The organism is Streptomyces sp. NPDC107454, assembly GCF_055582885.1.
In genome coordinates this window covers 39,018-63,599 of sequence record NZ_JBVJPA010000012.1, presented here as the reverse complement: position 1 = coordinate 63,599, position 24,582 = coordinate 39,018, and the positions used below count along the sequence as shown (strand labels likewise).

Here is a 24,582-nt window from a genome sequence, read left to right as displayed (position 1 = left end):
GGGCCGGTGTGCGCCCCCGAGGTTCAGAGCCGTTCGATCCCCGGGCCTCAGAGCCTTTCGATGATCGTCACGTTCGCCTGGCCGCCGCCCTCGCACATCGTCTGGAGGCCGAACCGGCCGCCGGTGCGCTCCAGTTCGTGCAGGAGCGTCGTCATCAGCTTCACGCCCGTCGCCCCCAACGGATGCCCCAGAGCGATGGCGCCGCCGTTGACGTTGACCTTCTCCGGGTCGGCGCCGGTCTCCTTGAGCCAGGCGAGGACGACCGGGGCGAAGGCTTCGTTGATCTCGACGAGGTCGATGGCGTCGAGGGACATGCCGGTCTTCTTCAGGGCGTACGCGGTGGCCGGGATGGGCGCGGACAGCATGCGGATGGGGTCCTCGCCGCGTACGGAGAGGTGGTGGACGCGGGCGCGCGGGGTCAGCCCGTGCTCCCGTACCGCCCGCTCGGAGGCGAGCAGCATCGCGGCGGCGCCGTCGGAGACCTGGGAGGAGCAGGCGGCGGTGATGGTGCCACCCTCGACGACCGGCTTCAGGCCCGCCATCCTCTCCAGTGAGGTGTCCCGGCGCGGGCCCTCGTCGGCGGTCACCTCGCCGTAGGCCACGGTCTCGCGGGCGAAGCGGCCCTCGTCGAGCGCGCGGATCGCCCGCCGGTGCGAGCGGAGGGCGAACTCCTCCTGGTCGCGGCGGCTGATGCCCCACTTGGCGGCGATCATCTCGGCGCCCGCGAACTGGTTGACGGGCCGGTCGCCGTAGCGCGCCCGCCAGCCCTCACTGCCCGCGAAGGGGCCTTCGGTGAGGCCGAGGGGTTCGGCGGCCTGGCGGGAGGCGAAGGCGATGGGGATCTGGCTCATGTTCTGCACTCCGCCCGCGACCACCAGGTCCTGGGTGCCGGACAGGACGCCCTGGGCGGCGAAGTGCACGGCCTGCTGGGAGGAGCCGCACTGCCGGTCGACGGTGGCGCCCGGCACCTCCTCGGGAAGTCCGGCCGCCAGCCAGCAGGTGCGGGCGATGTCCCCGGCCTGCGGCCCCACGGTGTCCAGACAGCCGAAGACGACGTCCTCGACGGCGGCCGGGTCCACTCCGGAGCGCTCGACCAGGGCCTTGAGGACATGCGCGCCGAGGTCGGCCGGGTGGACACCGCTCAGGCCTCCCCCGCGCCGCCCGACGGGCGTACGGACCGCTTCGACGATGTAGGCCTCGGCCATGACAACTCCCTCGCAGACATGGGGTATCGCGGATATCGGCTATTCGCGTACGGAGATGCCGTCCAGCACCATCGACAGGTACTGCCGGGCGATCTCCTCGGGACTGTGCTGTCCGCCGGGCCGGTACCAGGACGCGGCGACCCACACGGTGTCGCGCACGAAGCGGTAGGTGAGCCGGATGTCGAGGTCGGCCCGGAAGACCTCGGCGGCCACGCCGCGCTCCAGCGTGCTCAGCCACGCCTTCTCGAAGTTGCGCTGCGAGTCGGCGAGGAAGGCGAAGCGCTGCTGGGCGGCGAGGTGCCGGGACTCCTTCTGGTAGATGGCGACGGCGGCACGGTGCCGGTCGATCTCCCGGAACGACTCGGTGACCAGGGCCTCCAGTGTCTGGCGCGGGCCGAGTTCGGCGTCCAGGACGGCGTCGTAGCCCTGCCAGAGTTCGTCGAGGAAGGTCCGCAGGATCTCCTCCAGCATCGATTCCTTGGAGTCGAAGTGGTAGTAGAGGCTGCCCGCGAGCATCCCGGCCTCGTCCGCGATCTTGCGTACGGTGGTGGCGTTGTAGCCCTGCTCGGCGAAGACCTCCGCGGCGGTGTCGAGGAGTTCGCGGCGCCGCTCGGGGGTGGCGGTCACCTGGGGCTTCTTCTTGGTAGGCACGGTTCCATTGTGGTCCCAGGGGTGCCGGCCGACGGCGCCCTAGGCATGCTGGCTGCTGACGGAGACGACTTCACCGGTCATGTACGAGGAGTAGCCGGACGCCAGGAACACCATCACGTTGGCCACCTCCCAGGGCTCGGCGTAGCGGCCGAAGGCCTCGCGGCCCGTCAGTTCCTCCAGCAGCTCGGGCGTGGTCACCTTCACCAGGTGCGGGTGCATGGCGAGACTCGGTGACACCGCGTTGACACGCACCCCGTACTCGGCGGCCTCGACGGCCGCGCACCGGGTGAGTGCCATGACGCCCGCCTTGGCGGCGGCGTAGTGCGCCTGGCCGGCCTGGGCGCGCCAGCCGACGACGGAGGCGTTGTTGACGACGACTCCGCCGCGGCCCTGGTGCCTGAAACGGCGCAGGGCGGCCCGGGTGCACCGGAACGTGCCGTTCAGTGTCACGTCCAGCACTCTCGACCACTGCTCGTCGGTCATGTCGACGAGGGCACAGGTGCCGCCGAGGCCCGCGTTGTTGACGACGATGTCCAGGCCGTCGTGGAGCTCTCCCGCCAGGGCGAAGAGGGCTTCCACCTGCTGCTCGTCCGTCACGTCGCACGGCAGCGAGGCGACGTTCGCCGCGCCGAACTCCGCGGCGAGGGCCTCTTCGCTCTCCTTGAGGCGGCGGACATGGGCGTCACTGATGACCACCCGCGCCCCCTCCTCCAGGAACCTGCGCGCCGTCGCCCCGCCGATGCCCGCGCCCGCGGCGGCGGTGATGACGGCGGTGCGCCCGGTCAGCAGCCCGTGCCCGCTGACGTACGCCGGACTCTCGACGTCGCTCATACCTCCACGCTAACCTACCAAACACTTGTTAGGGAAGGTGCTGCCGATGGATCTGACCCTCTCCCCCGCCGACGAGGCCTTCCGCGCCGAGGCCCGGACCTGGCTCGCCGCCCATGTGCCACGGACGCCCCTTCCGTCCCTGGAGACCGAGGAGGGTTTCGCGGCGCACCGCGTGTGGGAGGCCGAACTCGCCGCGGACCGCTGGTCGGTGGTGTCCTGGCCGGAGGCGTACGGCGGCCGGGGCGCGGACATCGTGCGCTGGCTGGTGTTCGAGGAGGAGTACTACGCGGCGGGCGCACCGGGCCGGGTCGGCCAGAACGGCATCAACCTCCTGGCGCCCACCCTCTTCGAGCACGGCACGGAGCAGCAGCGCGCCCGGATCCTGCCCGCCCTGGCCGCCGGGGAGGTCGTCTGGGCGCAGGCGTGGTCCGAGCCGGAGGCGGGGTCCGACCTGGCCTCGCTCACCTCGCGTGCGGTGCGTACAGCCGGGGGCTGGCGCTTGAGCGGGCAGAAGACCTGGTCGTCGCGGGCCGCCTTCGCCGACCGCGCGTTCGGTCTCTTCCGCAGCGAGCCGGGCACACCGAGGCCTCATCAGGGCCTGACCTATCTGATGTTCGACCTGCGCGCGCCCGGGGTCACCGTGCGCCCCATCGGCCGTCTGGACGGCAGACCGGCCTTCGCCGAGGTCTTTCTCGACGAGGTCTTCGTCCCGGACGAGGACGTGATCGGCGAGCCGGGCGCGGGCTGGCGGGTCGCCATGTCGACGGCGGCCAACGAGCGGGGACTGACGCTGCGTTCACCGGGCCGCTTCCTCGCCGCCGCGGACCGGCTGGAGGCCCTGTGGCGCGATCGCGGCGACCCCTCGGACACGGCGCTGCGCGACCGGGTGGCCGACGCGGTGATCGGCGCCCGCGCCTACCAGCTCTTCACCTACGCCAACGCCTCCCGCTTTCTGGACGGCGGGACGATCGGACCGGAGGCCAGTCTGAACAAGGTCTTCTGGTCCGAGTACGACATCGCGCTGCACGAGACGGCCCTCGACCTCCTCGGCCCGGACGGCGAGTCGGCCGAGTCTGACTGGTCCGAGGGGTACGTCTTCTCGCTCGCCGGCCCGATCTACGCCGGCACCAACGAGATCCAGCGCGACATCATCGCCGAGCGCCTGCTCGGCCTCCCGAAGGGCCGCCGCTGATGCGCTTCCTCCTCGACCCGCAGCAGCGGGCGTTCGCCGACTCGCTGGACGCGATGCTGACGGCCGCGGACACCCCGTCGGTCGTACGGGACTGGAGCCGCGGCGACCACGGCGGCGGCCGTGCGCTGTGGTCCCGAATCGCCAAGGTGGGCGTGTTCGCGCTCGCGGTGCCGGAGGCGTACGAGGGGATGGGCCCGCATCCGGTGGAACTGGCCGTGGGTTTCGTCGAGCTGGGACGGCACGCGGTGCCCGGCCCGCTGGTGGAGACGGTCGCGGCGGCCGCCCTGCTGGCCGAGCTGGCGGACCCCGTGCCCGCCGGGCGGCTGCTCCCGTCGCTGGCCTCGGGCGAGGCGTCGGCGACGCTGGCCCTCGACGGGGCGTACGCGCTGGACGGCGACGCGGTGACCACCCGCCTCGCCCTGGCGGCCGACGGACTGCGGCTGGCTCCCGGCCACGGCCCGGTACGCGCCTCCCTGGACCCCGCCCGCCGCCTCACACCGCTCACCCCGGGCGGTGAACTGCTCGCCACCGCCCCTCCCGTCGCCCATGCCCTCGTCTGGGCCCGGCTCGCCACCGCCGCCCAGGCGCTCGGCGTCGGTCTCGCGCTCCTGGACCGGACCGTCGCGTATGTCGGGCAGCGCGCCCAGTTCGGTGTCCCCGTCGGCTCGTTCCAGGCGGTGAAGCATCGCCTCGCCGACGCGAAGATCGCCCTGGAGTTCGCGCGGCCGCTGCTGTTCGGGGCGGCCCTGACGATGGCGCCCGCCGACGTGGCCGCGGCCAAGGTCACGGCCTGCGAGGCCGCCTATGCCACCGCGCGCACGGCGCTCCAGTTGCACGGCGCGATCGGCTACACCGCGGAGTACGACCTGTCCCTGTGGCTGGCCAAGGCCCGTGCCCTGCGGACCGCGTGGGGCACCCCGGCCGAGTGCCGGGCCGAGGTGCTCAGTGGTGGTGCTCGCCGCTGGTGAGCTCCCGGTACTCCTCCGGCGTCGGCTTCGGGATCTGGGTGTCGGGTCCGTACATGGCACGGGCGAGCCGGGCGCGCAGCCTGCGGCCGGGGCCGACCCGGCGGGCGACGCCGCCTGCGTCCACGAGCGGTCCCACCTCGTACGGCGGGGGCTGTTCGTGCTGGGTGAGCGTGAACCGCTGCGCCGGTGTGAGCGGTTCGTGCACCTCGACGTACTCGCCGTGCGGAAGCATCCGGATGACCCCGGACTCCCTTCCGTGCAGCACCTTGTCGCGGTCCCGTCGCTGAAGGCCCATGCAGATCCGGCGCGTGACGACGAAGGCGAGCGCCGGGGCGACGAAGAAGGAGACCCGTACGAACCAGGTGATGGCGTTGATGGAGAGGTGGAAGTGGGTGGCCCACAGGTCGTTGCCACCGCCGACCAGGAGTACTCCGTACAGCGTCAGCCAGGCGACACCGAGCCCGGTGCGGGTGGGGACGTTGCGCGGCCGGTCCAGGATGTGGTGTTCCCGTCTGTCCCCGGTGATCCACGCCTCGATGAACGGGTAGACGGCGATGGCGGTCATGATCAGCGGGAAGAGGGAGAAGGGGATGAACACACCCAGTTGGAGGGTGTGGCCCCAGGCGTTGATCTCCCATCCCGGCATCACCCGGATGAGCCCCTCGGAGAAGCCGAGGTACCAGTCGGGCTGTGCGCCGGTCGTCACCAGGTCCGGCCGGTAGGGGCCGAAGGCCCAGACGGGGTTGATGGTCGCGATCGCCCCCATCATCGACAGCACCCCGAAGACGAGGAAGAAGAACCCGCCCGCCTTGGCCATGTACACCGGCATGAACGGCATCCCGACGACGGACTTCTGGTCGCGTCCGGGCCCCGGGTACTGCGTGTGCTTGTGGTAGAAGACCAGGATCAGATGGGCGACCACCAGGCCCAGCATGATGCCCGGCAGCAGGAGGACGTGGATCGGGAAGAAGCGCGGAATGATGTCGTGGCCCGGGAACTCGCCTCCGAAGAGGAAGAAGGAGAGGTACGTTCCCACGATCGGGACCGACAGGATCGCGCCCTGGGCGAAGCGGACGCCGGTGCCGGAGAGCAGGTCGTCGGGGAGCGAGTAGCCGGTCAGGCCGGTGATCAGGCCGAGCATCAGCAGGGTCCAGCCGAACAGCCAGTTGACCTCGCGGGGCTTGCGGAACGCGCCGGTGAAGAAGACGCGCATCATGTGCACGAGCATCCCGGCGAGGAAGACGATCGCCGCCCAGTGGTGGATCTGCCGGACCAGGAGTCCGCCGCGCACCTCGAAGCTGATGTGGAGGGTGGACTCGTAGGCGCGGGTCATGAGGATGCCGTTGAGCGGCTCGTACGGGCCGTGGTAGACGACCTCGGAGGCGCTCGGCTCGAAGAAGAGCGTGAGGTAGACGCCGGTCAGGATCAGGATCAGGAAGCTGTAGAGGCAGACCTCGCCGAGCATGAAGGACCAGTGGTCCGGGAAGACCTTGCGCATGTTGGACTTGGCCAGCGCGTAGAGGCCGAGCCGTCCGTCGGCCCAGTCCGCCACCCGCTCACCCGCCGGCGTCTTGCCCCTTCGCCCCGCACGTGAAGTCCCTTGTCCCCGACCGGAGTTGATCTCTCCCGCGACCATGGGCCACCCCCTCGGCCCACCAGAGTGGCACGACACCTCCCCGAAGCCAACGGCGCGTCACCCCCCACCTGTCCCTCGCCCCCGCCGCCCCTGCCCGTCCCATCCCTGGGGGCTCCGCCCCCAGCCCCCCGGGTGGGCTCTCAACCTGCGGGTGGGCGGGGGCTGGTCGCGCAGTTCCCCGCGCACCTGAAAGCCTCAGCCCGTCCGTAGTCACTCGGCCGACGGCCGGTGGGGCCTGAGCGCGCAGTTCCCCGCGCCCCTGGCGGGGCGCTCTTGTCGGCGTCGGTTCGCATGCCGTGCTCAGGCTGCCGGGGGGAGGGTGATCACGGCGGTGTGGGCGGTTGTGCGGAGTGTTGTCTTCTCGTTGGTCAGGAGCACGGCGTCGTGGCGCCCGAGCGTCACCCCGCCCGCCTCGGCCGCGCCGTCGAGGGCGACGACAAGGACGGCCGGGCCCGCCGGGAGGGCGAGGGACCGCCGGGGGTCGGCGACCGTGACGGTGGGGGTCGCGGCGGCGCCCCGGTGCCACATGACGTTGAGGTTGACGACCGGGCCGCCGATCAGGCGGCAGTCGGTCGGCAGGTCACCGGGGAAGCGCTGCGGAACGAACCGCGTGTCCACCCGGCGCTGTTCACCGCCGACCGTCAGGTCCATCCCCTCGCCCTCGACCATGGTGAGGATCCGGTCCACGTCGGCGAACGCCGAGAACGGCCCGTCAAAGCCGACGTCGGCCAGGCTCACCCGCCACGCGAAGTCCCCCATGTCCGCGCCTTCGGGCCGGGCGACGATCTCGCGCGTCACCCCGCCACCGTTCTTCCAGGGCACGGCGACCCGCCCGGCGGCCGGCAGGACACACACGGTCACCGGACGATCCCCCGCTCGCGCGCGGCCGTCAGCCACTGGGGGAAGTCGCCCACGATCCGGTCGTACAACTCGGCGTCGGAGACCTCCCGGGGCTGCGAACCGGTGTGGAAGAAACCGGCGTTGTCGACGACCCGCTTCTGCGGCACCGGCAGCTCGTCCAGTTTGCGCAGGAACTCGAACTGCTTGCTGTCCGGGTCACCGAACCCTATGAACTGCCAGAACAGCGGAAGTTTCGCCGCCTTGCACAAGTACCGTTCGGCGGCGAGCTTGTTGATGGGGCCGCCGTCGGTCTGGAAGACGACCAGGGCGGGGTCCTTGGAGCCGCTGTCGAGGTAGTGGTCGATGACCGCGTCCATGGCCAGGTGGTAACTGGTCTTCCCCATGTGACCGAGCCCGGCCACGATCTTCTCGACCCGCCCCTGATGGTTGTCGAGCGCGATGTCCGTGACCGCGTCGATGTCCGTGGAGAAGAAGACGACCGGGACGGTGCCGTCGTCGTCGAGGTGCGCCGACAGGCCGAGCACCCGGTCCGCCAGCGCCTGCACACTGCCGTCCTTGTAGTACGGCTTCATCGACCCGGAGTAGTCGACGACCAGGTACACCGCGGCCCGCTGTCCGCTCAGCCCGTGCTTGGTGAGGGAGACGCCGGCGCTCTTGTACAGACTGACCAGCGCGGGCGCGGTCTCCTCCACCTTGGTGAGGCTGATTCCGGCCATGCGGGGGCTCCCATCGCGCGAGGGTTGCGAAAACGCCGAGATTACGGCACCGACGGCCCCTGCTGTCCCCCTCCCACATGGGCGTTCGCTATTTTGTTCGCCGCCGACCCCATCGGCTCATCGTCCCCCTGATCTCCGTACCCGCGAGGAGCCGGTCGTGGAATCCGAATCCACTGAGTCCACTGAGTCCGCCCCATCCCCCGTCACCACCTGCTACCGCCATCCCAAGGTGGAGTCCCATGTGCGCTGCACTCGGTGCGACCGCTACATCTGCCCGGACTGCATGCGCGAGGCGGCCGTCGGTCACCAGTGCGTGGAGTGCGTGAAGGAGGGCGCCCGTTCGATCCGGCAGGCCCGCACGGCGTTCGGCGGCCGTATCTCGACCGTGCCCGTGGTGACGTACGTCCTGATCGCGCTCAACGTGCTGGCCTATGTGGGCGAGGTGGTGCGCCCGGCGATCGTGGACCGGTTCGAGATGCTGGGCGCGGGGCTGGCGGGGCCCGACGGCGGGCACTACGTCTGGCAGGCCCAGCACCCCTACGACTTCCACCCGGAGGGCGTGGTCGACGGGGAGTGGTACCGGATGCTGACCGGTGCGTTCCTCCATCTGCCGCCCACCGAAGGCACGTTCGGGATTCTGCACATCGTGATGAACATGGTCTCGCTGTGGAACCTGGGCCGGGTGGTGGAGGCCCAGCTCGGCCGGATCCGCTTCGTCACGCTCTATCTGCTCTCGGCCCTCGGCGGCTCGGTCCTCGTGCTGGTGATCGCGCCGTACACGCCCACGCTCGGTGCGTCGGGTGCCGTCTTCGGGCTGGGGGCCGCGTACTACGTCATGGCCCGCCGGCTGGGCGCCGACATGAGCGCCGTCAACCGCTTCATGGCGGGCCTGCTGCTGTGGCTGCTCGTCTCGGCGTGGCTCACCTCCTGGCAGGGCCACCTCGGCGGACTGCTGGCGGGCGGGGTGGTCACGCTCGCCTACGCGTACGCGCCCCGGGACCGCCGCCGGGCGCTCGTCCAAGCGGTGGCGTGCGCCGCGCTGTTGGCGCTGCTGGTGATCGCGGCCGTCGGCAAGGTGTCCGAGCTGACGAGCGGAGCGGCCTGAGCGCTCCCTAGGCTGAGCCCATGAAACGTGCTCGGCTCCTCCTGCTCGCGGTCCTGCCCCTGGTCGCGGTCGCGGTCTGCTTCCTCGTCCCGGGACTCACGGACGCGAGCGGGGCCGCCGGGCGCGCGCGGGCCCGCCAGGACGCCGGGCGGGCGGCGGGCGCGGGCCTCGCCGCCCCGGCCAAGAAGGAGCTGGCGCAAAAGCTCGTGGCGAGCGCGGAGAACTCCACGCTCGACTGGCGCAGCGCGTATGCCTACATCGAGGACATCGGCGACGGCCAGGGCTACACGGCGGGCCTGATCGGCTTCTGCACCGGCACCCACGATCTGCTCGTCCTGGTCGAGGGCTACACGAAGGACCACCCGGGCAACGGCCTCGCCCGCTATCTCCCCGCCCTGCGCAAGGTCGACGGGACGGACTCGCACGAGGGTCTCGGCCCGGGCTTCGTGGCGGCCTGGCGCAAGGAGGCCTCGGTGGCCGCCTTCCGCAGGGCGCAGGACGCCGAGCGGGACCGCGTCTACTTCGACCCCGCGGTGCGCCGCGCCGAACTCGACGGCCTCGGCACGCTGGGCCAGTTCATCTACTACGACGCCATGGTCATGCACGGGCCCGGCACCGGCGCGGACGGCTTCTACGACCTGCGCACCCGTGCCATGGCCCAGGCCGACACCCCGGCCGAGGGCGGCTCCGAGAAGACCTACCTCGACATCTTCCTCGACGTCCGTCGCGCGGCGATGAAGACCGAGAGCGCCCACCGCGACACGACCCGCATCGACACGGCCCAGCGGATGTTCCTGTACGACGGGAACCTGGACCTGCGCACGCCGCTGGAGTGGAAGGTGTACGGGGAGACGTACAAGGTGCCGTAGCCCCTCCCCCACGGTGCCGGGGCCCCTCCGCCGAGGTGCCGTCCCTGCGCCCGGTCGGCCGGGCTCCGTCAGTGCTCGACGACCTCGCCGTCGCTCAGTTCCAGTACGCGGTCGGCCAGGCCCAGGAGTTGGGGGTCGTGCGTGGCGACCAGGGCCGTGACGCCCTCACTGACGACCACCGCCCGCAGCAGCTCCATCACCGCAAGGCCGGTCTGCGCGTCCAGCTGTCCGGTCGGCTCGTCGGCGAGCAGCAGGGCCGGGTGGTTGGCGAGGGCGCGGGCGATGGACACCCGCTGCTGCTGCCCGCCGGAGAGCTCCGACGGGCGCTGGGCCCCGTGGTCGGCGAGCCCCACGAGGGCGAGCAGCAGGGCCACGCGTTCCTCACGTTCGCGGGGATCGGCCCTGCGCAGCCGCAACGGCACTCCCACGTTCTCTGCCGCGGTGAGGATGGGGATGAGTCCGAAGGACTGGAAGATGTAGCCGATACGGTCGCGGCGCAGTTCCAGCAGCTCGTTCTCGCCGAGCGCGGACAGGTCGGTGCCGTCGACGAGGACGCGGCCGCGGTCCGGGCGGTCGAGGCCGCCGATCAGATGGAGCAGGGTCGTCTTGCCGGAGCCCGACCGGCCCTTGAGGGCGACGAGTTCACCGCGCCGCAGCTCGAAGGAGGCCCCGCGCAGCGCGTGCACGGCCGCGGCGCCCGTGCCGTACGAGTGGTGCAGGTTCTCCACCCGCACCATCGGTTCGTCGGCGGATTCGCCCACGAGGGCGGCACCGGACCGCGTGCCGGTGTTCTCCGTCATCGACGTACCCCCTGCGGAATGGCACTCATGTACCCGGAACGGATTCCCATGATATTCATGTCGAGTTGGCGAGGGGGTGGCTCGGCCATCGGGTGGGGGACGAGTGACGGGCTTCTTGTTGCTGCGCGTTCGGGCGCACCGGCTGCTGCTCGGCGCCGCCCTGCTCGCGGTGCTGCTGACCACCTCGGTGCTCGCCGCCCTCGCCGCGTTCTCCGCCTCGGTCGGGGACGCGGCGCTCCGACAGAACCTGAGCGGCCCGGCCGCGACCTCCGCCTCGCTCGTCATCAGCGCCGACGTACCCCGCGGCCGTGAGGAGGCGGCCCAGGACGCGGCGGTACGCGGCGCGCGCCGGACCTTCGCCGGGCTCGCGGTGACCGTGCGGACGCTGCGCGGCTCGGGGCCGTACGCGCTGCCCCGTTCCCTCCAGGACACCGACGGCCGCACGGGGCAACCGGACCTCACCCACTTCGCCGCCCTGGACCGGTCGCGGATCAGGCTGGTCTCGGGCACACTGCCCGGCCCGGCCCCGGCGGCGCGCACCGCTCCCGTGCCCGTCGCGCTGCCCGAAGTCGCCGCCGACCGGCTGAAGGTGCGACCCGGCGCGCGGATCGCCCTGACCGACCGGCTGGGCGGCGCGCCCCTGACGGTCCGGGTCACCGGTGTGTACCGGGCCGCCGACAGCGCGGATCCGTACTGGCAGCTGGACACCCTCGGCGGTCACGGGGTGCGCACCGTCGACTTCACCACCTACGGCCCGCTGCTCGCCGACCCGTCCGTCCTCGCCTCCCGCACCTCCGCGGGCACCACCGGGTGGGTGGCGGCGGCCGACTACCGGAGTCTGACCACCGACGGCATCGACGCGCTGCGCGAGGCTGCGGCGCACGAGCCCGAAGTACTGCGCGAGGACGCGGCGTTCGGAGCCGGGGCGACCGTGCGGACGGCGCTGCCCGCCGTGCTCGACAGGACCGGGCGGGCGCTGCTCGTCTCCCGGTCCACGCTGATGATCGTCTCCGTCCAGCTGGTGCTGCTCGCCGGGTACGCGCTGCTGCTGGTGGCCCGGCTGCTCGACACCGAGCGGGCGGGGGAGACCGATCTGCTGAAGGCGCGGGGTGCCTCGCGCCGCCGGATCACGGGCCTCGCCGCGCTGGAGGCGCTGCTGCTCGCCGTGCCGGCGGCGGTGGGTGCCGCGCTGGTGTCCGGCCCACTGGTGCGGCTGCTCGCCCGGTGGTCGTCCCTCGACCGGACCGGGGTGCGGCTCGGGGACGCTCCGGTGCTCCAGGTGTGGCTGGTCGCGGCCGGGGTCGCGGTGTGCTGCGCGGCGGCGGTCGTGGCGCCCGCGCTGGCCGCGACGGCGGGTGCGCCGCCGCGGCTGCGGCGCTTGCGGGCCGCGGCGGGCACGGCGCCGGTGCGGGCCGGGGCCGACGTGGGGCTGCTGTTGATCGCGGCGGTGGCGTACTGGCAACTCGACCGCCAGACCGGCTCGTCCGGTGGCGGCACGCTCAGCCGTGACCGGGCGGGCGATCTGGGCATCGATCCGCTGCTGGTCGCGGCGCCCGCACTGGCACTGCTGGCGGGCACGGTGCTGACGCTGCGGCTGCTGCCGCTGGGGGCGCGGCTCGCGGAGCGGCGGGCCGCCAGCGGGCGGGGCCTGCCGGCGGCGCTGGCGGGCTGGCAGTTCAGCCGGCGTCCGCTGCGTGGGGCGGGGCCGGTGCTGCTGCTGGTCCTGGCCGTGACGACCGGGATGCTGGCGATCGGGCAGAGCGCGTCGTGGCAGCGGTCGCAGGGCGACCAGGCGGACTTCGGGACGGGTGCTTCCGTACGGGTGCTGGACGGCAGGCCGGGCAGCCCCGGCCAGACCGGTCTGTACGCCGCGCTGCCCGGGGTACGGGACGCCGCTCCCGCCTACCGCGCCACCACGGACCTCTCCGGCGGCCGCAGGGCGACGGTGCTCGCTCTGGACACGGCGCACGCCGGGGCGGGGATGCTGATGCGCGGCGATCTCGCCGACGAGCCCGTGGGGCGGCTGCTGGGGGGTCTCGCGCCTCGGGAGAAGGCGGCCGGAGCCTCGGTGTCGCTGCCCGACGGCACCCGGCGGCTCGCGCTCGACCTGCGGATCACCGACGAGACGGCGGCGACGGGCGGGACGACGGCCGCGGGTGAAGGGGCGAGGGCGGGGCGTTCTCCTTCCGGACTCGCGCCCCTGGTCACCGTCGTCGTCGAGGACGGCTACGGCATCGCCTACCGGCTGAGCGCCGGGAAGCTGCCTGTCGACGGCCGGGTCCACCGGGTCACCCTCGACCTGGACGTGTCGGCTTCGGGCGCCCGCGCCACGCCTGCCGGGCCGCTGCGGCTGACCGGGCTGCAGCTCGACGGCACGGTTCCCACGGGCGAGCCCGAGCAGCACCGGCTCACTGTCGTACGGATGCTGTCCACGGGCCCCGGCACAACCGCCCGCGCGGTCGCGGTGCCCGCCGGGGTGCGCTGGCGGGGCAGCAGGACCGAGACGGCGGACGGAGCGGCGCTCCCGTCGACGGCCCTGCGTCCGGCCGCGTCGGGGACGGCGCCGCTGACGGTCTCGTACGGGACGGGCAGTGCGCCCGGGAGCGAGGAATCGCCCGCCGGCCCGCCGGAGTTCACCGTCCGCCTCGACGCCGCGCGGGCCACACCCCCGGCGCCGATCGCGGCCGTAGCCACCCGGGCGTTTCTGCGCGCGGCCGGGACCGAGCCGGGCGAGAGCATCGACGTGACGCTGGACGGGGAGCGGCTGCGGGTGACGGTCGTGCGGTCGGTGAGCGAGCTGCCGACGACCGGAACGGGCGCGGCCTGGGCCGGGACCACCGCGGACGCGGCGGGAGCGTCGGACGGTGCGGCGGACGAGGGCGGAGCGGACCTAGCGGACGGGGGTGCGCTGTTGGTGGATCTGCGCGCCGTGAACGCCGTGTTCGCGCAGCGCGCACGCGCTCCGCTCGCACCGGCCGAATGGTGGCTGAGTACCGCCCCCGGCAGGGCCGCACAGGTCGCGGCCGCGCTGCGGGCGCGCCCCGACATCGAGCCCGACCAGGTGCTCGTACGGGACGAGGCCGCGGACCGGCTGCTGGGCGACCCGCTCGGCGCCGGGCCCCGCGCGGCGCTGCTGGCGGTGGCGGTGGCCGCCGCGGCCCTCGCCGCGGGCGGCTTCGCGGTGGGCACCGCGGGCTCCCGGCGCGAGCGGTCCGCGGAGTTCGCCGTGCTCAGGGCCCTGGGCGCGGGCCGCCGGGAACTCGCCCGGCTGGTCGCCGTGGAGCAGGGCCTGCTGATCGGGGCCGGTCTGCTCGCCGGTCTCGGCCTCGGCACCGTCCTGACCCGGGCGGTCGTCCCGCTGATCGTGCTGACCCCGGGTGCCGCGCGACCGGTCCCCCGCGTCCTGGTCGAACTCCCGGTGTCCCAGGTGGCGCTGCTCCTCGTGGGCGTCGCGGCCCTGCCCCTGCTGATCAGTGCCGCGACGGCCGTCCGCCGCGCCGACCCGGCGGTCGCGCTCCGCCACCAGGGGGACAGCTGAGATGGCCTGGTGGAGGCAGCGCACGGAGCGCGGTGTGGCGCCCTGGGTGCGTACGCGGCTGCGGACCGCCCCCGGGGCGGCCGTCGCGTTCGGAGTGCTCGTGCTGGTCACGGCGTTCCTCGCGGCGGCGCTGCCGCGGGCCCTTGACGCGTACGAGACGAAAGGGCTGCGGCAGGAGATCGCGGGGGCGCCCCCGGCCGCCACCTCGGTGGAACTGAGCGCACCGCAGCCGGGGTTGGAGATCGCGCAGGCCACCCGGGAGAAGGCGGTGCGGCCCCCGGCACTCGCGGCCGTCCGGCGCGCGGCGCTGGCCAGGCTGCCCGCGCCGCTGCGGGCGGACCCCACGGAGTCGGCCTACGGGGTGCGGACCTCCAAGAGCCTCGTCGGGCTGAACTCCTGGCTGCCGGTGATCGACGCGCCGCCCCGTTTCACGCTGGCCGCGCAGTCGGAACTCGCCGCCCACGCCATCGTGCGCGGCGGACGGCTCCCCACCGCCGCCGGGGAGGTGACGGCGGACACCAGGAAGGTCGAGGCCGCCGTGACCGAGGCGACCGCCCGGACGCTGCGGCTGCGGGTCGGTTCCGTCATCGACGTGGACGGCTTCGGGGGTACGCCGCTGGCCGTGCGGATCACCGGGATCGTGGAGCCCCGGCATCCGCGGGGCGGTTACTGGTCCGCGGAGCCGGTCCTGCGCACCCCGGGCGTGGCCGCGGACCCGTCCCCCCCGTCGCCGTTCTACTGGGAGGCGGCCCTCCTGCTGGCACCCGGCGCCGCCCCGGTGCTCCTCGGCAGCCAGGGACAGCCGGAGTTGTACTGGCGATTCGCCCCCGCCACCGAACGGCTCACCGCACAGGACGTCCCGGGGCTCGTCTCCCGGATCGCCTCCCTCGAAGGCGGGCCCGAGCTGCTGCGGATGCGCGAGGTGGCCGGGAGCACCGCGGCCGTCGCCACCGATCTGGAGACCGTCGTCGGCTCCTACTCGACGACCCGCGCGGCGATCACGCCCGTCGTGGCGGTCGGGGCGTTCGGGATCGGCGCGGTCGCCGCCGTCGTCCTGGTGATGGCCGGCGGGCTGGTCGCCGTCCGCCGGGCCGCCGAACTCGCCCTGCTGCGTGCGCGGGGCGGCTCGCTGCGGGGGATCGCCGGACGGCTCCTCGCCGAGACCGCGGTCGTGGCGGTGCCCGCGGCCGCGGCCGGTCTGCTGCTCGCCGTGCTCACCGTCGACGAGGCCCGGCTCCTGCCCGCCGTGCTCGGGGCGTCCGCCGTCGCTCTCCTCGCCTGTGCCGTACTGCCGGCGCGGGCGGTCGTGGCGCACCGCACGCCGCGGGCGCATGCGGAACGCGACGATCTCGCCCACGCCAGGCCCGGCAGACGCCGCACGGTCGCCGAACTCACCGTGCTGGTGCTGGCCGTCGGCTCGGTCGTGGCGCTGCGGCGGCGCGGCGCGTCCGGCGCGGGCGACCTTCTGGTGAGCGCCGCTCCGGTCCTGGTCGGGCTGATCGCGGCGCTGGTGCTCGTACGGCTGTATCCGCTGCCGCTGCGGTGGGCCGCCCGGCCGGCCGCGCGAGGGCGCGGGGTGGTCGGTTTCCTGTCGCTGGCCCGCGCGGGCCGCTCCTCGACGGTGGGCGTCGCGCTGCCGCTGCTGGCGCTGCTGCTGGCCCTGACGACGGCGGCGTTCGGCGGTTCCGTGCTCGCCGGGGTGTCCGACGCCCGCGACCGGGCCGCGCTGCTGACGACCGGCGCGGACGCGCGGATCGCGGGACCGGGCGAGGTGACGCCGCTCCCGGCGGGCGTGGCAGGGGCGGTACGGAAGGTCGCGGGCGTACGTGCGGTGACGGCCGTGCGGATCGAGCGCACGGCGGAGCTCACCTCCGGCGGGGCAGGGGCGAAGGAGGGCCTGACGCTGATCGGGGTCGAGCCGGCGTCGTACGCCCGGCTGGCCCGGCAGACGGGACTCGGGGCCTTCCCCGCGGATGTGCTGAAGCCGAAGGGGGCGAAGGGTGCGGGGACGGGCGGTGTGCTGAACGCCGTCGCCTCCCCCGGTCTCGCGGAGCGCCTGGGCCGCGCACCGCGTCGGATCACGTCCCTCGCCGGTGACCTCACCGTCCGGATCGCCGCCGTACGCTCCCGCACCCCCGCCGCCCCCGGTGCCGACTTCCTGCTGGTCGACGCCGCGGGCCTCACACACTCCGACCCGACGGCGCTGCTGGCGACCGGTGCCGCACTCGACGCACCGGCCCTGCGGACGGCCGTGCGCGGCGCCGGGAAGGGCCTCACCGTGACATTGCGCGGCGAGGAACGGGCGGCGCTCTCCGATGCGCCGTTGCAGGCGGGCGCCGAGCGGATCTACACCACGGCCACCCTGGCCGGTGCGGGGTACGCCGTGCTCGCCCTGCTGCTCTCCCTCCTTCAGTCCGCTCCGGAACGGGCCGCGCTGCTGGCCCGGCTGCGCACCATGGGCCTCACGCCCCGCCAGGGCCGTCGGCTGCTCAGCCTGGACGCGCTGCCCCAGGCGCTGCTCGCGGCCTCGGGCGGGATGCTCGCCGGCTGGGCCACGGTCCGGCTGCTCGCTCCCGGCATCGACCTGGAACGTCTCGCGCTGGCCACCGCGGCGGGCCGAGTGCCGGTGGTCGGCGCGTCGCTGCGTACCGACGTGTGGTCGCTGCTCCTGCCCGCGGCGGGCACGGTGCTGCTGGCGTGGGCGGTGGCCGTCGCGCAGGCCTGGTGGGCGGGGCGCCGTACGTCGATCACCGAACTCAGGACAGGAGGCATGCGATGACCCGTGCGACGACCTCGCGGACGAGCCTGGCGGAGCTGGAGCACCGGGCGGCGGCGCGCCGCGACCGGCCCGCGTACGGACGGGACGCCCTGATCGCCTGCGACCGGCTGGTCCGCATCTTCTCCGGCCGGTCGGCCGGGGGCGGCTCCCCCGGTCGCGGCGGCTCCGCGGGGGTGGAGGTACAGGCGCTCCAGGGGCTCGATCTGCTGGTCCGGGAGGGCGAGTTGATGGCGCTGGTCGGTGCCTCCGGCAGCGGCAAGTCGACCCTGATGAACATCCTCGCCGGCCTCGACGTGCCCACCGCGGGCGCCGCGCGGGTCGCGGGCCGCGATCTGCTCACGATGAACGCGAAGGACCGGCTGCGCTACCGCCGTGAGGTGGTCGGCTTCGTCTGGCAGCAGACGGCCCGCAATCTCCTCCCCTATCTGACGGCGGCCCAGAACGTGGCGCTGCCCATGCAGTTGAGGGGCGGCCGGGGCCGCGGGAAGCGGCGGGCCGAGCGGGCGCAGGAGCTGCTCACGATGCTCGGCGTCGCCGACTGCCACGGCCGCCGTCCGTCGCAGATGTCCGGCGGGCAGCAGCAGCGGGTCGCGATCGCCGTGGCCCTCGCCAACGCGCCGTCCGTGCTGCTCGCCGACGAGCCGACCGGCGAACTCGACTCGGCGACCGGCGCGGAGGTCTTCGCGGCGTTCCGCCGGGCCAACGAGGAGCTGGGCACGACGATCGTGATCGTCACGCACGACCAGGCGGTCGCCGGCGAGGTCCGGCGCGCGGTCGCGATCCGTGACGGCCGTACCTCGACGGAGGTGCTGCGCCGCACGGAGGTCGACGCGCAGGGCCAGGAGTCCCTGGTGGCACGGGAGTTCGCGACGCTGGACCGGGCCGGCCGGCTCCAGCTGCCCGCCGAGTACACCGCGGCCCTCGGGATGGAGGACCGGGTGATGCTGGAACTGGAGCAGGACCACATAGGGGTCTGGCCGGACGACACCGGGCGCCCGGCCGACTGAGACCGGCCGCCACGACGCTCCGCCGCCGGCCCGACCTGCCGGCGACGCACCACGGCGCCCACCACCGTCCGGTCGGGGACAAGGCAGGCGCCGCGTTCAGTTCCGTACGCCGTTGTACGGGACGTTCATCGGGGTGGAGCGTCAGACCATCAGCGAGCGGTCCGTCGGGCGGATCGGGGCCGGCAGGTCGCTGGCCCCGGTCAGGAAGCGGTCGACCCCGCGGGCGGCAGAGCGGCCCTCCGCGATGGCCCAGACGATCAGCGACTGGCCGCGGCCGGCGTCACCGGCGACGTACACGCCGGGCACGTTGGTCGCGAACTCGGCGTCGCGGGCGATGTTGCCGCGCGCGTCGAGCTCCAGGCCGAACTGCGAGACCACGCCGTTCTCGACGTCGGTGCCGGTGAAGCCCATGGCCAGCGTGACCAGCTGGGCGGGGATCTTGCGCTCCGTGCCCGGCTTCTGGTTCAGCTTGCCGTCGACGAACTCGACCTCGGTGAGGTGCAGCCACTGGACGTTGCCGTCCTCGTCGCCCTCGAAGTGGGTGGTGGAGACCGCGTAGACGCGGTCACCGCCCTCCTCGTGCGCGGAGGTGACCTTGTAGAGCATCGGGAACGTCGGCCAGGGCTGGCCCGGGTTCCGCTCCTCGCCCGGTCGCGGCATGATCTCCAGCTGGGTGACCGAGGCCGCGCCCTGGCGGTGGGCGGTGCCCACGCAGTCCGCGCCGGTGTCGCCGCCGCCGATGACCACGACGTGCTTGCCCTCGGCCGTGATCGGGGGCGCCACGTAGTCGCCCTCCTGCACCTTGTTGGCCAGCGGCAGGTACTCCATGGCCTGGTGGATGCCGTTGAGCTCGCGGCCGGGGACCGGGAGGTCACGCGCGGTCGTCGCACCGGCGGCGATGACCACGGCGTCGTACCGCTTGCGCAGGTCCGTCGCCTTGAGGTCGCGGCCGATCTCGATGCCGGTGCGGAAGCGGGTGCCCTCCGCGCGCATCTGCTCGATGCGGCGGTTGATGTGCCGCTTCTCCATCTTGAACTCGGGGATGCCGTAGCGCAGCAGGCCGCCGACGCGGTCGGCGCGCTCGTACACGGCGACCGTGTGGCCCGCCCGGGTGAGCTGCTGGGCGGCGGCCAGACCCGCCGGGCCCGAACCGATGACCGCGACGGTCTTGCCCGACAGGCGCTCGGGGATCCGCGGGGCGACGTCGCCCGTGTCCCACGCCTTGTCGATGATCGAGACCTCGACGTTCTTGATGGTCACGGCGGGCTGGTTGATGCCGAGCACACACGCCGACTCGCAGGGAGCGGGGCACAGGCGGCCCGTGAACTCCGGGAAGTTGTTCGTGGCGTGCAGACGCTCGGACGCGGCCCCCCAGTCCTCGCGGTAGGCGTAGTCGTTCCACTCGGGGATCAGGTTCCCCAGCGGACAGCCGTTGTGGCAGAACGGGATCCCGCAGTCCATGCAACGGCTGGCCTGCTTGGAGATGATCGGGAGCAGCGAACCCGGAACGTAGACCTCGTTCCAGTCCTTGACGCGCTCCTCGACGGGGCGGGTCCTGGCGACCTCGCGGCCGTGGTTCAGAAAGCCCTTGGGATCAGCCATTGGTCGCCGCCTCCATCATCTTCTCGGTGATCTCGGACTCGGGGAGTCCGGCTCGCTCGGCGGCGTCCTTGGCGGCGAGCACTGCCTTGTACGTGCTGGGGATGATCTTGCTGAAGCGGTCCACCGCCGTGTCCCACTCCGCCAGGAGCTTCTCGGCGACGGTCGAGCCGGTCTCCTCCTGGTGGCGGCGCACCACGTCGTGCAGCCACTGCTTGTCGGTCTCGTCGAGGGCCTCGACGGCGCCCACGTTGCCGACGTTGACGTTGTCGCGGTTCAGGTCGACGACGTACGCGATGCCACCGGACATGCCGGCCGCGAAGTTGCGGCCCGTCTCGCCGAGGACGACCGCGTGACCGCCGGTCATGTACTCGCAGCCGTGGTCGCCCACGCCCTCGGAGACCACCGTCGCGCCGGAGTTGCGGACGCAGAAGCGCTCGCCGGTGCGGCCGCGCAGGAAGAGCTCGCCGCCCGTCGCGCCGTACGCGATGGTGTTGCCCGCGATGGTCGAGTACTCGGCGAGGTGGTCGGCGCCCCGGTCGGGACGGACGATCACCCGGCCGCCGGAGAGGCCCTTGCCGACGTAGTCGTTGGCGTCGCCCTCCAGGCGCAGCGTGACACCGCGCGGCAGGAAGGCGCCGAAGGACTGGCCCGCGGAGCCGGTGAAGGTGATGTCGATGGTGTCGTCGGGCAGGCCCCCGCCACCGAACTTCTTCGTCACCTCGTGGCCGAGCATGGTGCCGACCGTGCGGTTGATGTTGCGGATCGCGACCTGGGCGCGCACCGGCTGGGCATCGGCCTGGGTGTTCGCGGCCAGCGCGTCGGCGGCGAGCTTGATCAGCTCGTTGTCGAGCGCCTTCTCCAGACCGTGGTCCTGGGCGACGACCTGGTGGCGCACCGCGCCCTCGGGCAGCTCGGGCACGTGGAAGAGCGGGGACAGGTCCAGGCCCTGCGCCTTCCAGTGGGTGACCGCCCGCTCCACGTCGAGGTTCTCGGCGTGGCCGACGGCCTCCTCGATGGTGCGGAAGCCCAGCTCGGCGAGGATCTCGCGGACCTCTTCGGCGATGAACTTGAAGAAGTTCACGACGTACTCGGCCTTGCCGGCGAAGCGGTCGCGCAGCACCGGGTTCTGGGTGGCGATGCCGACCGGGCAGGTGTCCAGGTGGCAGACGCGCATCATGACGCAGCCGGAGACGACGAGCGGCGCGGTCGCGAAACCGAACTCCTCGGCGCCGAGCAGCGCGGCGATGACGACGTCACGGCCGGTCTTCAGCTGGCCGTCGGTCTGCACGACGATACGGTCGCGCAGGCCGTTGAGCAGCAGCGTCTGCTGCGTCTCGGCGAGGCCGAGCTCCCAGGGGCCGCCCGCGTGCTTCAGGGAGGTCAGCGGGGAGGCGCCCGTACCGCCGTCGTGGCCGGAGATGAGCACCACGTCCGCGTGCGCCTTGGAGACACCCGCGGCGACCGTGCCGACACCGACCTCGGAGACCAGCTTGACGTGAATCCGCGCCTGCGGGTTCGCGTTCTTGAGGTCGTGGATCAGCTGGGCCAGGTCCTCGATGGAGTAGATGTCGTGGTGCGGGGGCGGGGAGATCAGGCCCACGCCCGGGGTGCTGTGCCGGGTCTTGGCGACCCAGGGGTAGACCTTGTGGCCGGGCAGCTGGCCGCCCTCGCCGGGCTTGGCGCCCTGCGCCATCTTGATCTGGATGTCGTCGGCGTTGACCAGGTACTCCGACGTGACGCCGAAGCGGCCGGAGGCGACCTGCTTGATCGACGAGCGGCGCGCCGGGTCGTAGAGCCGGTCCGCGTCCTCGCCGCCCTCGCCGGTGTTGGACTTGCCGCCCAGCTGGTTCATGGCGATGGCGAGGGTCTCGTGCGCCTCCTTGGAGATGGAGCCGTACGACATGGCACCGGTGGAGAAGCGCTTGACGATCTCGCTCACCGGCTCGACCTCGTCGAGCGGGATCGGCTGCCGGTCGGACGTGAAGCCGAACAGGCCGCGGAGCGTCATCAGGCGCTCGGACTGCTCGTTCACCCGGTCCGTGTACTTCTTGAAGATGTCGTAGCTGCCGGAGCGCGTCGAGTGCTGGAGGCGGAAGACCGTCTCCGGGTCGAACAGGTGCGGCTCACCCTCGCGGCGCCACTGGTACTCGCCGCCTATGTCGAGGGCCCGGTGCGCCGGTGCGATGCCGGAAGCCGGGTAGGCCTTGGCGTGCCGCGCCGCGACCTCCTTGGCGATGACGTCGAGACCCGCGCCGCCGATCTTGGTGGCGGTGCCGTTGAAGTATTTCTCGACGAAGGCCCGGTCGAGGCCGACGGCCTCGAAGACCTGGGCGCCGCGGTAGGAGGCGACGGTGGAGATGCCCATCTTGGACATGACCTTGAGGACGCCCTTGCCGAGCGCGTAGATCAGGTTGCGGATGGCCTGCTCGGCCTCGATGCCGGTCAGGAAGGTGCCGGCGCGGACCAGGTCCTCGACCGACTCCATCGCCAGGTAGGGGTTGACCGCGGCGGCGCCGAAGCCGATGAGGAGGGCCACGTGGTGGACCTCGCGGACGTCGCCCGCCTCGACCAGCAGGCCCACCTGGGTGCGCTGCTTGGTGCGGATGAGGTGGTGGTGGACGGCCGCGGTGAGCAGCAGCGAGGGGATCGGCGCGTGCTCGGCGTCGGAGTGGCGGTCCGACAGGACGATCAGACGGGCGCCGTTCTCGATGGCCGCGTCGGCCTCCGCGCAGATCTCCTCGATCCGCGCGGCCAGGGAGTCGCCGCCACCGCTGACCCGGTAGAGACCGGACAGCGTCGCGGCCTTCATGCCCGGCATGTCGCCGTCGGCGTTGATGTGGATGAGCTTGGCCAGCTCGTCGTTGTCGATCACCGGGAAGGGCAGGGTGACGCTACGACAGGACGCGGCCGTGGGCTCCAGGAGGTTGCCCTGCGGGCCGAGCGAGGAGCGCAGCGAGGTGACGAGCTCCTCGCGGATCGCGTCCAGCGGCGGGTTGGTGACCTGCGCGAACAGCTGGGTGAAGTAGTCGAAGAGCAGACGCGGGCGCGCGGACAGGGCCGCGATCGGGGAGTCCGTGCCCATGGAGCCCAGCGGCTCACCGCCGGTGTTGGCCATCGGCGCGAGGATGATGCGCAGCTCTTCCTCGGTGTAGCCGAAGGTCTGCTGGCGGCGGGTGACCGAGGCGTGGGTGTGCACGATGTGCTCGCGCTCGGGGAGGTCGGAGAGCTCGATCTCGCCGGCTTCCAGCCACTCCGTGTACGGCTTCTCGGCGACGAGGGCGGCCTTGATCTCGTCGTCCTCGATGATGCGGTGCTCGGCGGTGTCGACGAGGAACATCTTGCCGGGCTGGAGGCGGCCCTTGCGGACGACCTTCGCGGGGTCGATGTCGAGGACGCCGACCTCGGAGCCGAGGACGACGAGACCCTCGTCGGTGACCCAGTAGCGGCCGGGGCGCAGACCGTTGCGGTCGAGGACCGCGCCGACCTGGGTGCCGTCGGTGAAGGTGACACAGGCCGGGCCGTCCCAGGGCTCCATCATCGTGGAGTGGAACTGGTAGAAGGCGCGGCGGGCCGGGTCCATGGAGTCGTGGTTCTCCCACGCCTCCGGGATCATCATCAGCACGGAGTGCGGGAGCGAGCGGCCGCCGAGGTGGAGGAGCTCGAGCACCTCGTCGAAGGAGGCGGAGTCGGACGCGTCGGGCGTACAGACCGGGAAGACCCGCTCCAGGCCCTTGTCACCGAAGAGGTCGGAGACCAGCTGGGACTCGCGGGCCTTCATCCAGTTGCGGTTGCCCTTGACCGTGTTGATCTCGCCGTTGTGCGCGACGAAGCGGTACGGGTGGGCGAGCGGCCAGCTCGGGAAGGTGTTGGTGGAGAACCGGGAGTGCACGAGCGCGATCGCGGAGGCGAAGCGGCGGTCGGACAGGTCCGGGAAGAAGGGCTCCAGCTGGCCGGTGGTCAGCATGCCCTTGTAGACGATGGTGCGCGCGGAGAGCGACGGGAAGTACACGTCGGCCTCGCGCTCGGCGCGCTTGCGCAGCACGAACGCCTTGCGGTCCAGCTCGATGCCGGTCGAGACGCCGTCCGTGACGAAGATCTGGCGGAAGGCGGGCATCGTGGAGCGGGCGGTGGCGCCGAGCAGCTCGGGGGCGACCGGGACCTCGCGCCAGCCGAGGACGGTCAGGCCCTCGTCGGCGGCGATCGTCTCGATCCGTGAGACGGCGTCCTCGGTGCCGTCCTGCGGCAGGAAGGCGATACCGACCGCGTACGCGCCGGCCTCGGGCAGCTCGAATCCGGCCACCTCACGGAGGAACGCGTCGGGGACCTGGGACAGGATGCCCGCACCGTCGCCCGAGTCGGGCTCGGCGCCGGTGGCACCCCGGTGCTCCAGGTTGCGCAGCACGGTGAGCGCCTGCTCGACCAGCGCGTAGCTCGCCTCACCGGTGAGGGTGGCCACGAAGCCGACGCCACAGGCGTCGTGCTCGTTGCGGGGGTCGTACATACCCTGCGCAGCAGGGCGAGCATCCATGAAGGACCAGTTCTGGCCATTCGTGGAGTGCTGGGACGGCTGGCGCGGCGTACGCATCGGCTCTCCCGTCGTCGTCGTGGCATATGCATGTGCCGAGGGACGACGTTGGCCCTCTGCTTAGGGGTGCAAAATTTCGTGCAGGTTACATGATGGAGTGGTTCTCGGGAACCGGATACTGCGTTCCAACATGCGGACACCCAGGGGTGGCGTGGGGGTACCTCGCACGACAGTGAAGTTAAGGGGGCCTAAGCGGACAGATCGGTGTCCGTGGGCCCGGAGCACGGCAGGCAACGT

General features: G+C 72.7%; 16 protein-coding genes. 7 read left to right on the top strand and 9 right to left on the bottom strand.

Translation table 11 applies throughout. The features are described 5' to 3' along the window. Positions 1-47: 47 nt before the first annotated feature. Genes ACZ69M_RS29530 through ACZ69M_RS29520 form a run of 3 tightly spaced genes read right to left on the bottom strand, consistent with a single transcriptional unit; the run spans position 48 to position 2,687 of the window. On the bottom strand, positions 48-1,205 hold the full coding sequence (locus ACZ69M_RS29530) for an acetyl-CoA C-acetyltransferase (RefSeq protein ID WP_470054507.1): 1,158 nt from the start codon (positions 1,203-1,205) through the stop codon (positions 48-50). A gap of 39 nt (positions 1,206-1,244) precedes the next feature. Beyond that, positions 1,245-1,856: a TetR/AcrR family transcriptional regulator gene (locus ACZ69M_RS29525; protein ID WP_470054505.1), complete on the bottom strand. Its 612-nt coding sequence runs from the start codon at positions 1,854-1,856 to the stop codon at positions 1,245-1,247. A gap of 39 nt (positions 1,857-1,895) precedes the next feature. Then, positions 1,896-2,687, bottom strand: a complete 792-nt coding sequence (locus ACZ69M_RS29520) for an SDR family oxidoreductase (RefSeq protein WP_470054503.1) — start codon at positions 2,685-2,687, stop codon at positions 1,896-1,898. A 46-nt stretch (positions 2,688-2,733) separates the two neighbouring features. On the opposite strand from ACZ69M_RS29520, the gene ACZ69M_RS29515 reads away from it, so the two are divergent. Further along, positions 2,734-3,879: an acyl-CoA dehydrogenase family protein gene (locus tag ACZ69M_RS29515; protein WP_470054501.1), complete on the top strand. Its 1,146-nt coding sequence runs from the start codon at positions 2,734-2,736 to the stop codon at positions 3,877-3,879. Further along, the gene (locus ACZ69M_RS29510) at positions 3,879-4,847 is read left to right on the top strand and encodes an acyl-CoA dehydrogenase family protein (protein ID WP_470054499.1); all 969 of its coding nucleotides are present in this window, start codon (positions 3,879-3,881) and stop codon (positions 4,845-4,847) included. The genes ACZ69M_RS29515 and ACZ69M_RS29510 overlap by 1 nt, the downstream gene beginning before the upstream one ends. Here the strand turns inward: ACZ69M_RS29510 and qcrB are convergent. The 3 genes from qcrB to ACZ69M_RS29495 all read right to left on the bottom strand — a co-directional run bounded on the left by qcrB (position 4,822) and on the right by ACZ69M_RS29495 (position 8,060). Further along, the gene (gene qcrB / locus ACZ69M_RS29505; RefSeq protein WP_470054497.1) at positions 4,822-6,483 is read right to left on the bottom strand and encodes a cytochrome bc1 complex cytochrome b subunit; all 1,662 of its coding nucleotides are present in this window, start codon (positions 6,481-6,483) and stop codon (positions 4,822-4,824) included. The two genes, ACZ69M_RS29510 and qcrB, sit on opposite strands and share 26 nt — an antisense overlap. A 300-nt stretch (positions 6,484-6,783) precedes the next feature. Continuing rightward, complete coding sequence (locus tag ACZ69M_RS29500; RefSeq protein ID WP_470054495.1) at positions 6,784-7,344, bottom strand: HutD/Ves family protein; 561 nt, start codon at positions 7,342-7,344, stop codon at positions 6,784-6,786. Next, entirely contained in the window at positions 7,341-8,060 is a 720-nt protein-coding gene (locus tag ACZ69M_RS29495) for a vWA domain-containing protein (protein ID WP_470054493.1), read from the bottom strand. Before ACZ69M_RS29495 ends, ACZ69M_RS29500 begins: the two co-directional genes overlap by 4 nt. 157 nt (positions 8,061-8,217) lie before the next feature. On the opposite strand from ACZ69M_RS29495, the gene ACZ69M_RS29490 reads away from it, so the two are divergent. Both ACZ69M_RS29490 and ACZ69M_RS29485 read left to right on the top strand, forming a co-directional pair. Beyond that, positions 8,218-9,165, top strand: coding sequence for a rhomboid family intramembrane serine protease (locus tag ACZ69M_RS29490; RefSeq protein ID WP_470054491.1), 948 nt, complete (start codon positions 8,218-8,220; stop codon positions 9,163-9,165). A gap of 20 nt (positions 9,166-9,185) precedes the next feature. Next, a complete protein-coding gene (locus ACZ69M_RS29485; protein ID WP_470054489.1) occupies positions 9,186-10,034 on the top strand; it encodes a chitosanase in 849 nt (282 codons plus the stop codon). A gap of 68 nt (positions 10,035-10,102) precedes the next feature. Here ACZ69M_RS29485 and ACZ69M_RS29480 read toward each other — a convergent pair whose 3' ends face one another. Continuing rightward, positions 10,103-10,834 (bottom strand): ABC transporter ATP-binding protein, encoded by a 732-nt coding sequence (locus tag ACZ69M_RS29480; RefSeq protein ID WP_470054487.1) that lies wholly within the window; start codon positions 10,832-10,834, stop codon positions 10,103-10,105. A 103-nt stretch (positions 10,835-10,937) separates the two neighbouring features. Between ACZ69M_RS29480 and ACZ69M_RS29475 the strand changes: the two genes are divergently transcribed. The 3 genes from ACZ69M_RS29475 to ACZ69M_RS29465 are packed head-to-tail and all read left to right on the top strand — an operon-like array spanning position 10,938 to position 18,158. Next, positions 10,938-14,372, top strand: coding sequence for an FtsX-like permease family protein (locus ACZ69M_RS29475; RefSeq protein WP_470054485.1), 3,435 nt, complete (start codon positions 10,938-10,940; stop codon positions 14,370-14,372). Between the two features lies 1 nt (position 14,373). After that, positions 14,374-17,151 (top strand): ABC transporter permease, encoded by a 2,778-nt coding sequence (locus tag ACZ69M_RS29470; RefSeq protein WP_470054483.1) that lies wholly within the window; start codon positions 14,374-14,376, stop codon positions 17,149-17,151. Further along, positions 17,148-18,158: an ABC transporter ATP-binding protein gene (locus ACZ69M_RS29465; protein ID WP_470054481.1), complete on the top strand. Its 1,011-nt coding sequence runs from the start codon at positions 17,148-17,150 to the stop codon at positions 18,156-18,158. Before ACZ69M_RS29470 ends, ACZ69M_RS29465 begins: the two co-directional genes overlap by 4 nt. 141 nt (positions 18,159-18,299) lie before the next feature. Here ACZ69M_RS29465 and ACZ69M_RS29460 read toward each other — a convergent pair whose 3' ends face one another. Both ACZ69M_RS29460 and gltB read right to left on the bottom strand, forming a co-directional pair. Beyond that, positions 18,300-19,760 carry a glutamate synthase subunit beta gene (locus ACZ69M_RS29460; RefSeq protein ID WP_470054479.1) on the bottom strand — a complete coding sequence of 487 codons (1,461 nt, stop codon included), beginning with the start codon at positions 19,758-19,760 and terminating at the stop codon, positions 18,300-18,302. Beyond that, positions 19,753-24,345, bottom strand: coding sequence for a glutamate synthase large subunit (gene gltB, locus ACZ69M_RS29455; protein WP_470054477.1), 4,593 nt, complete (start codon positions 24,343-24,345; stop codon positions 19,753-19,755). The genes ACZ69M_RS29460 and gltB overlap by 8 nt, the downstream gene beginning before the upstream one ends. Positions 24,346-24,582: the final 237 nt, after the last annotated feature.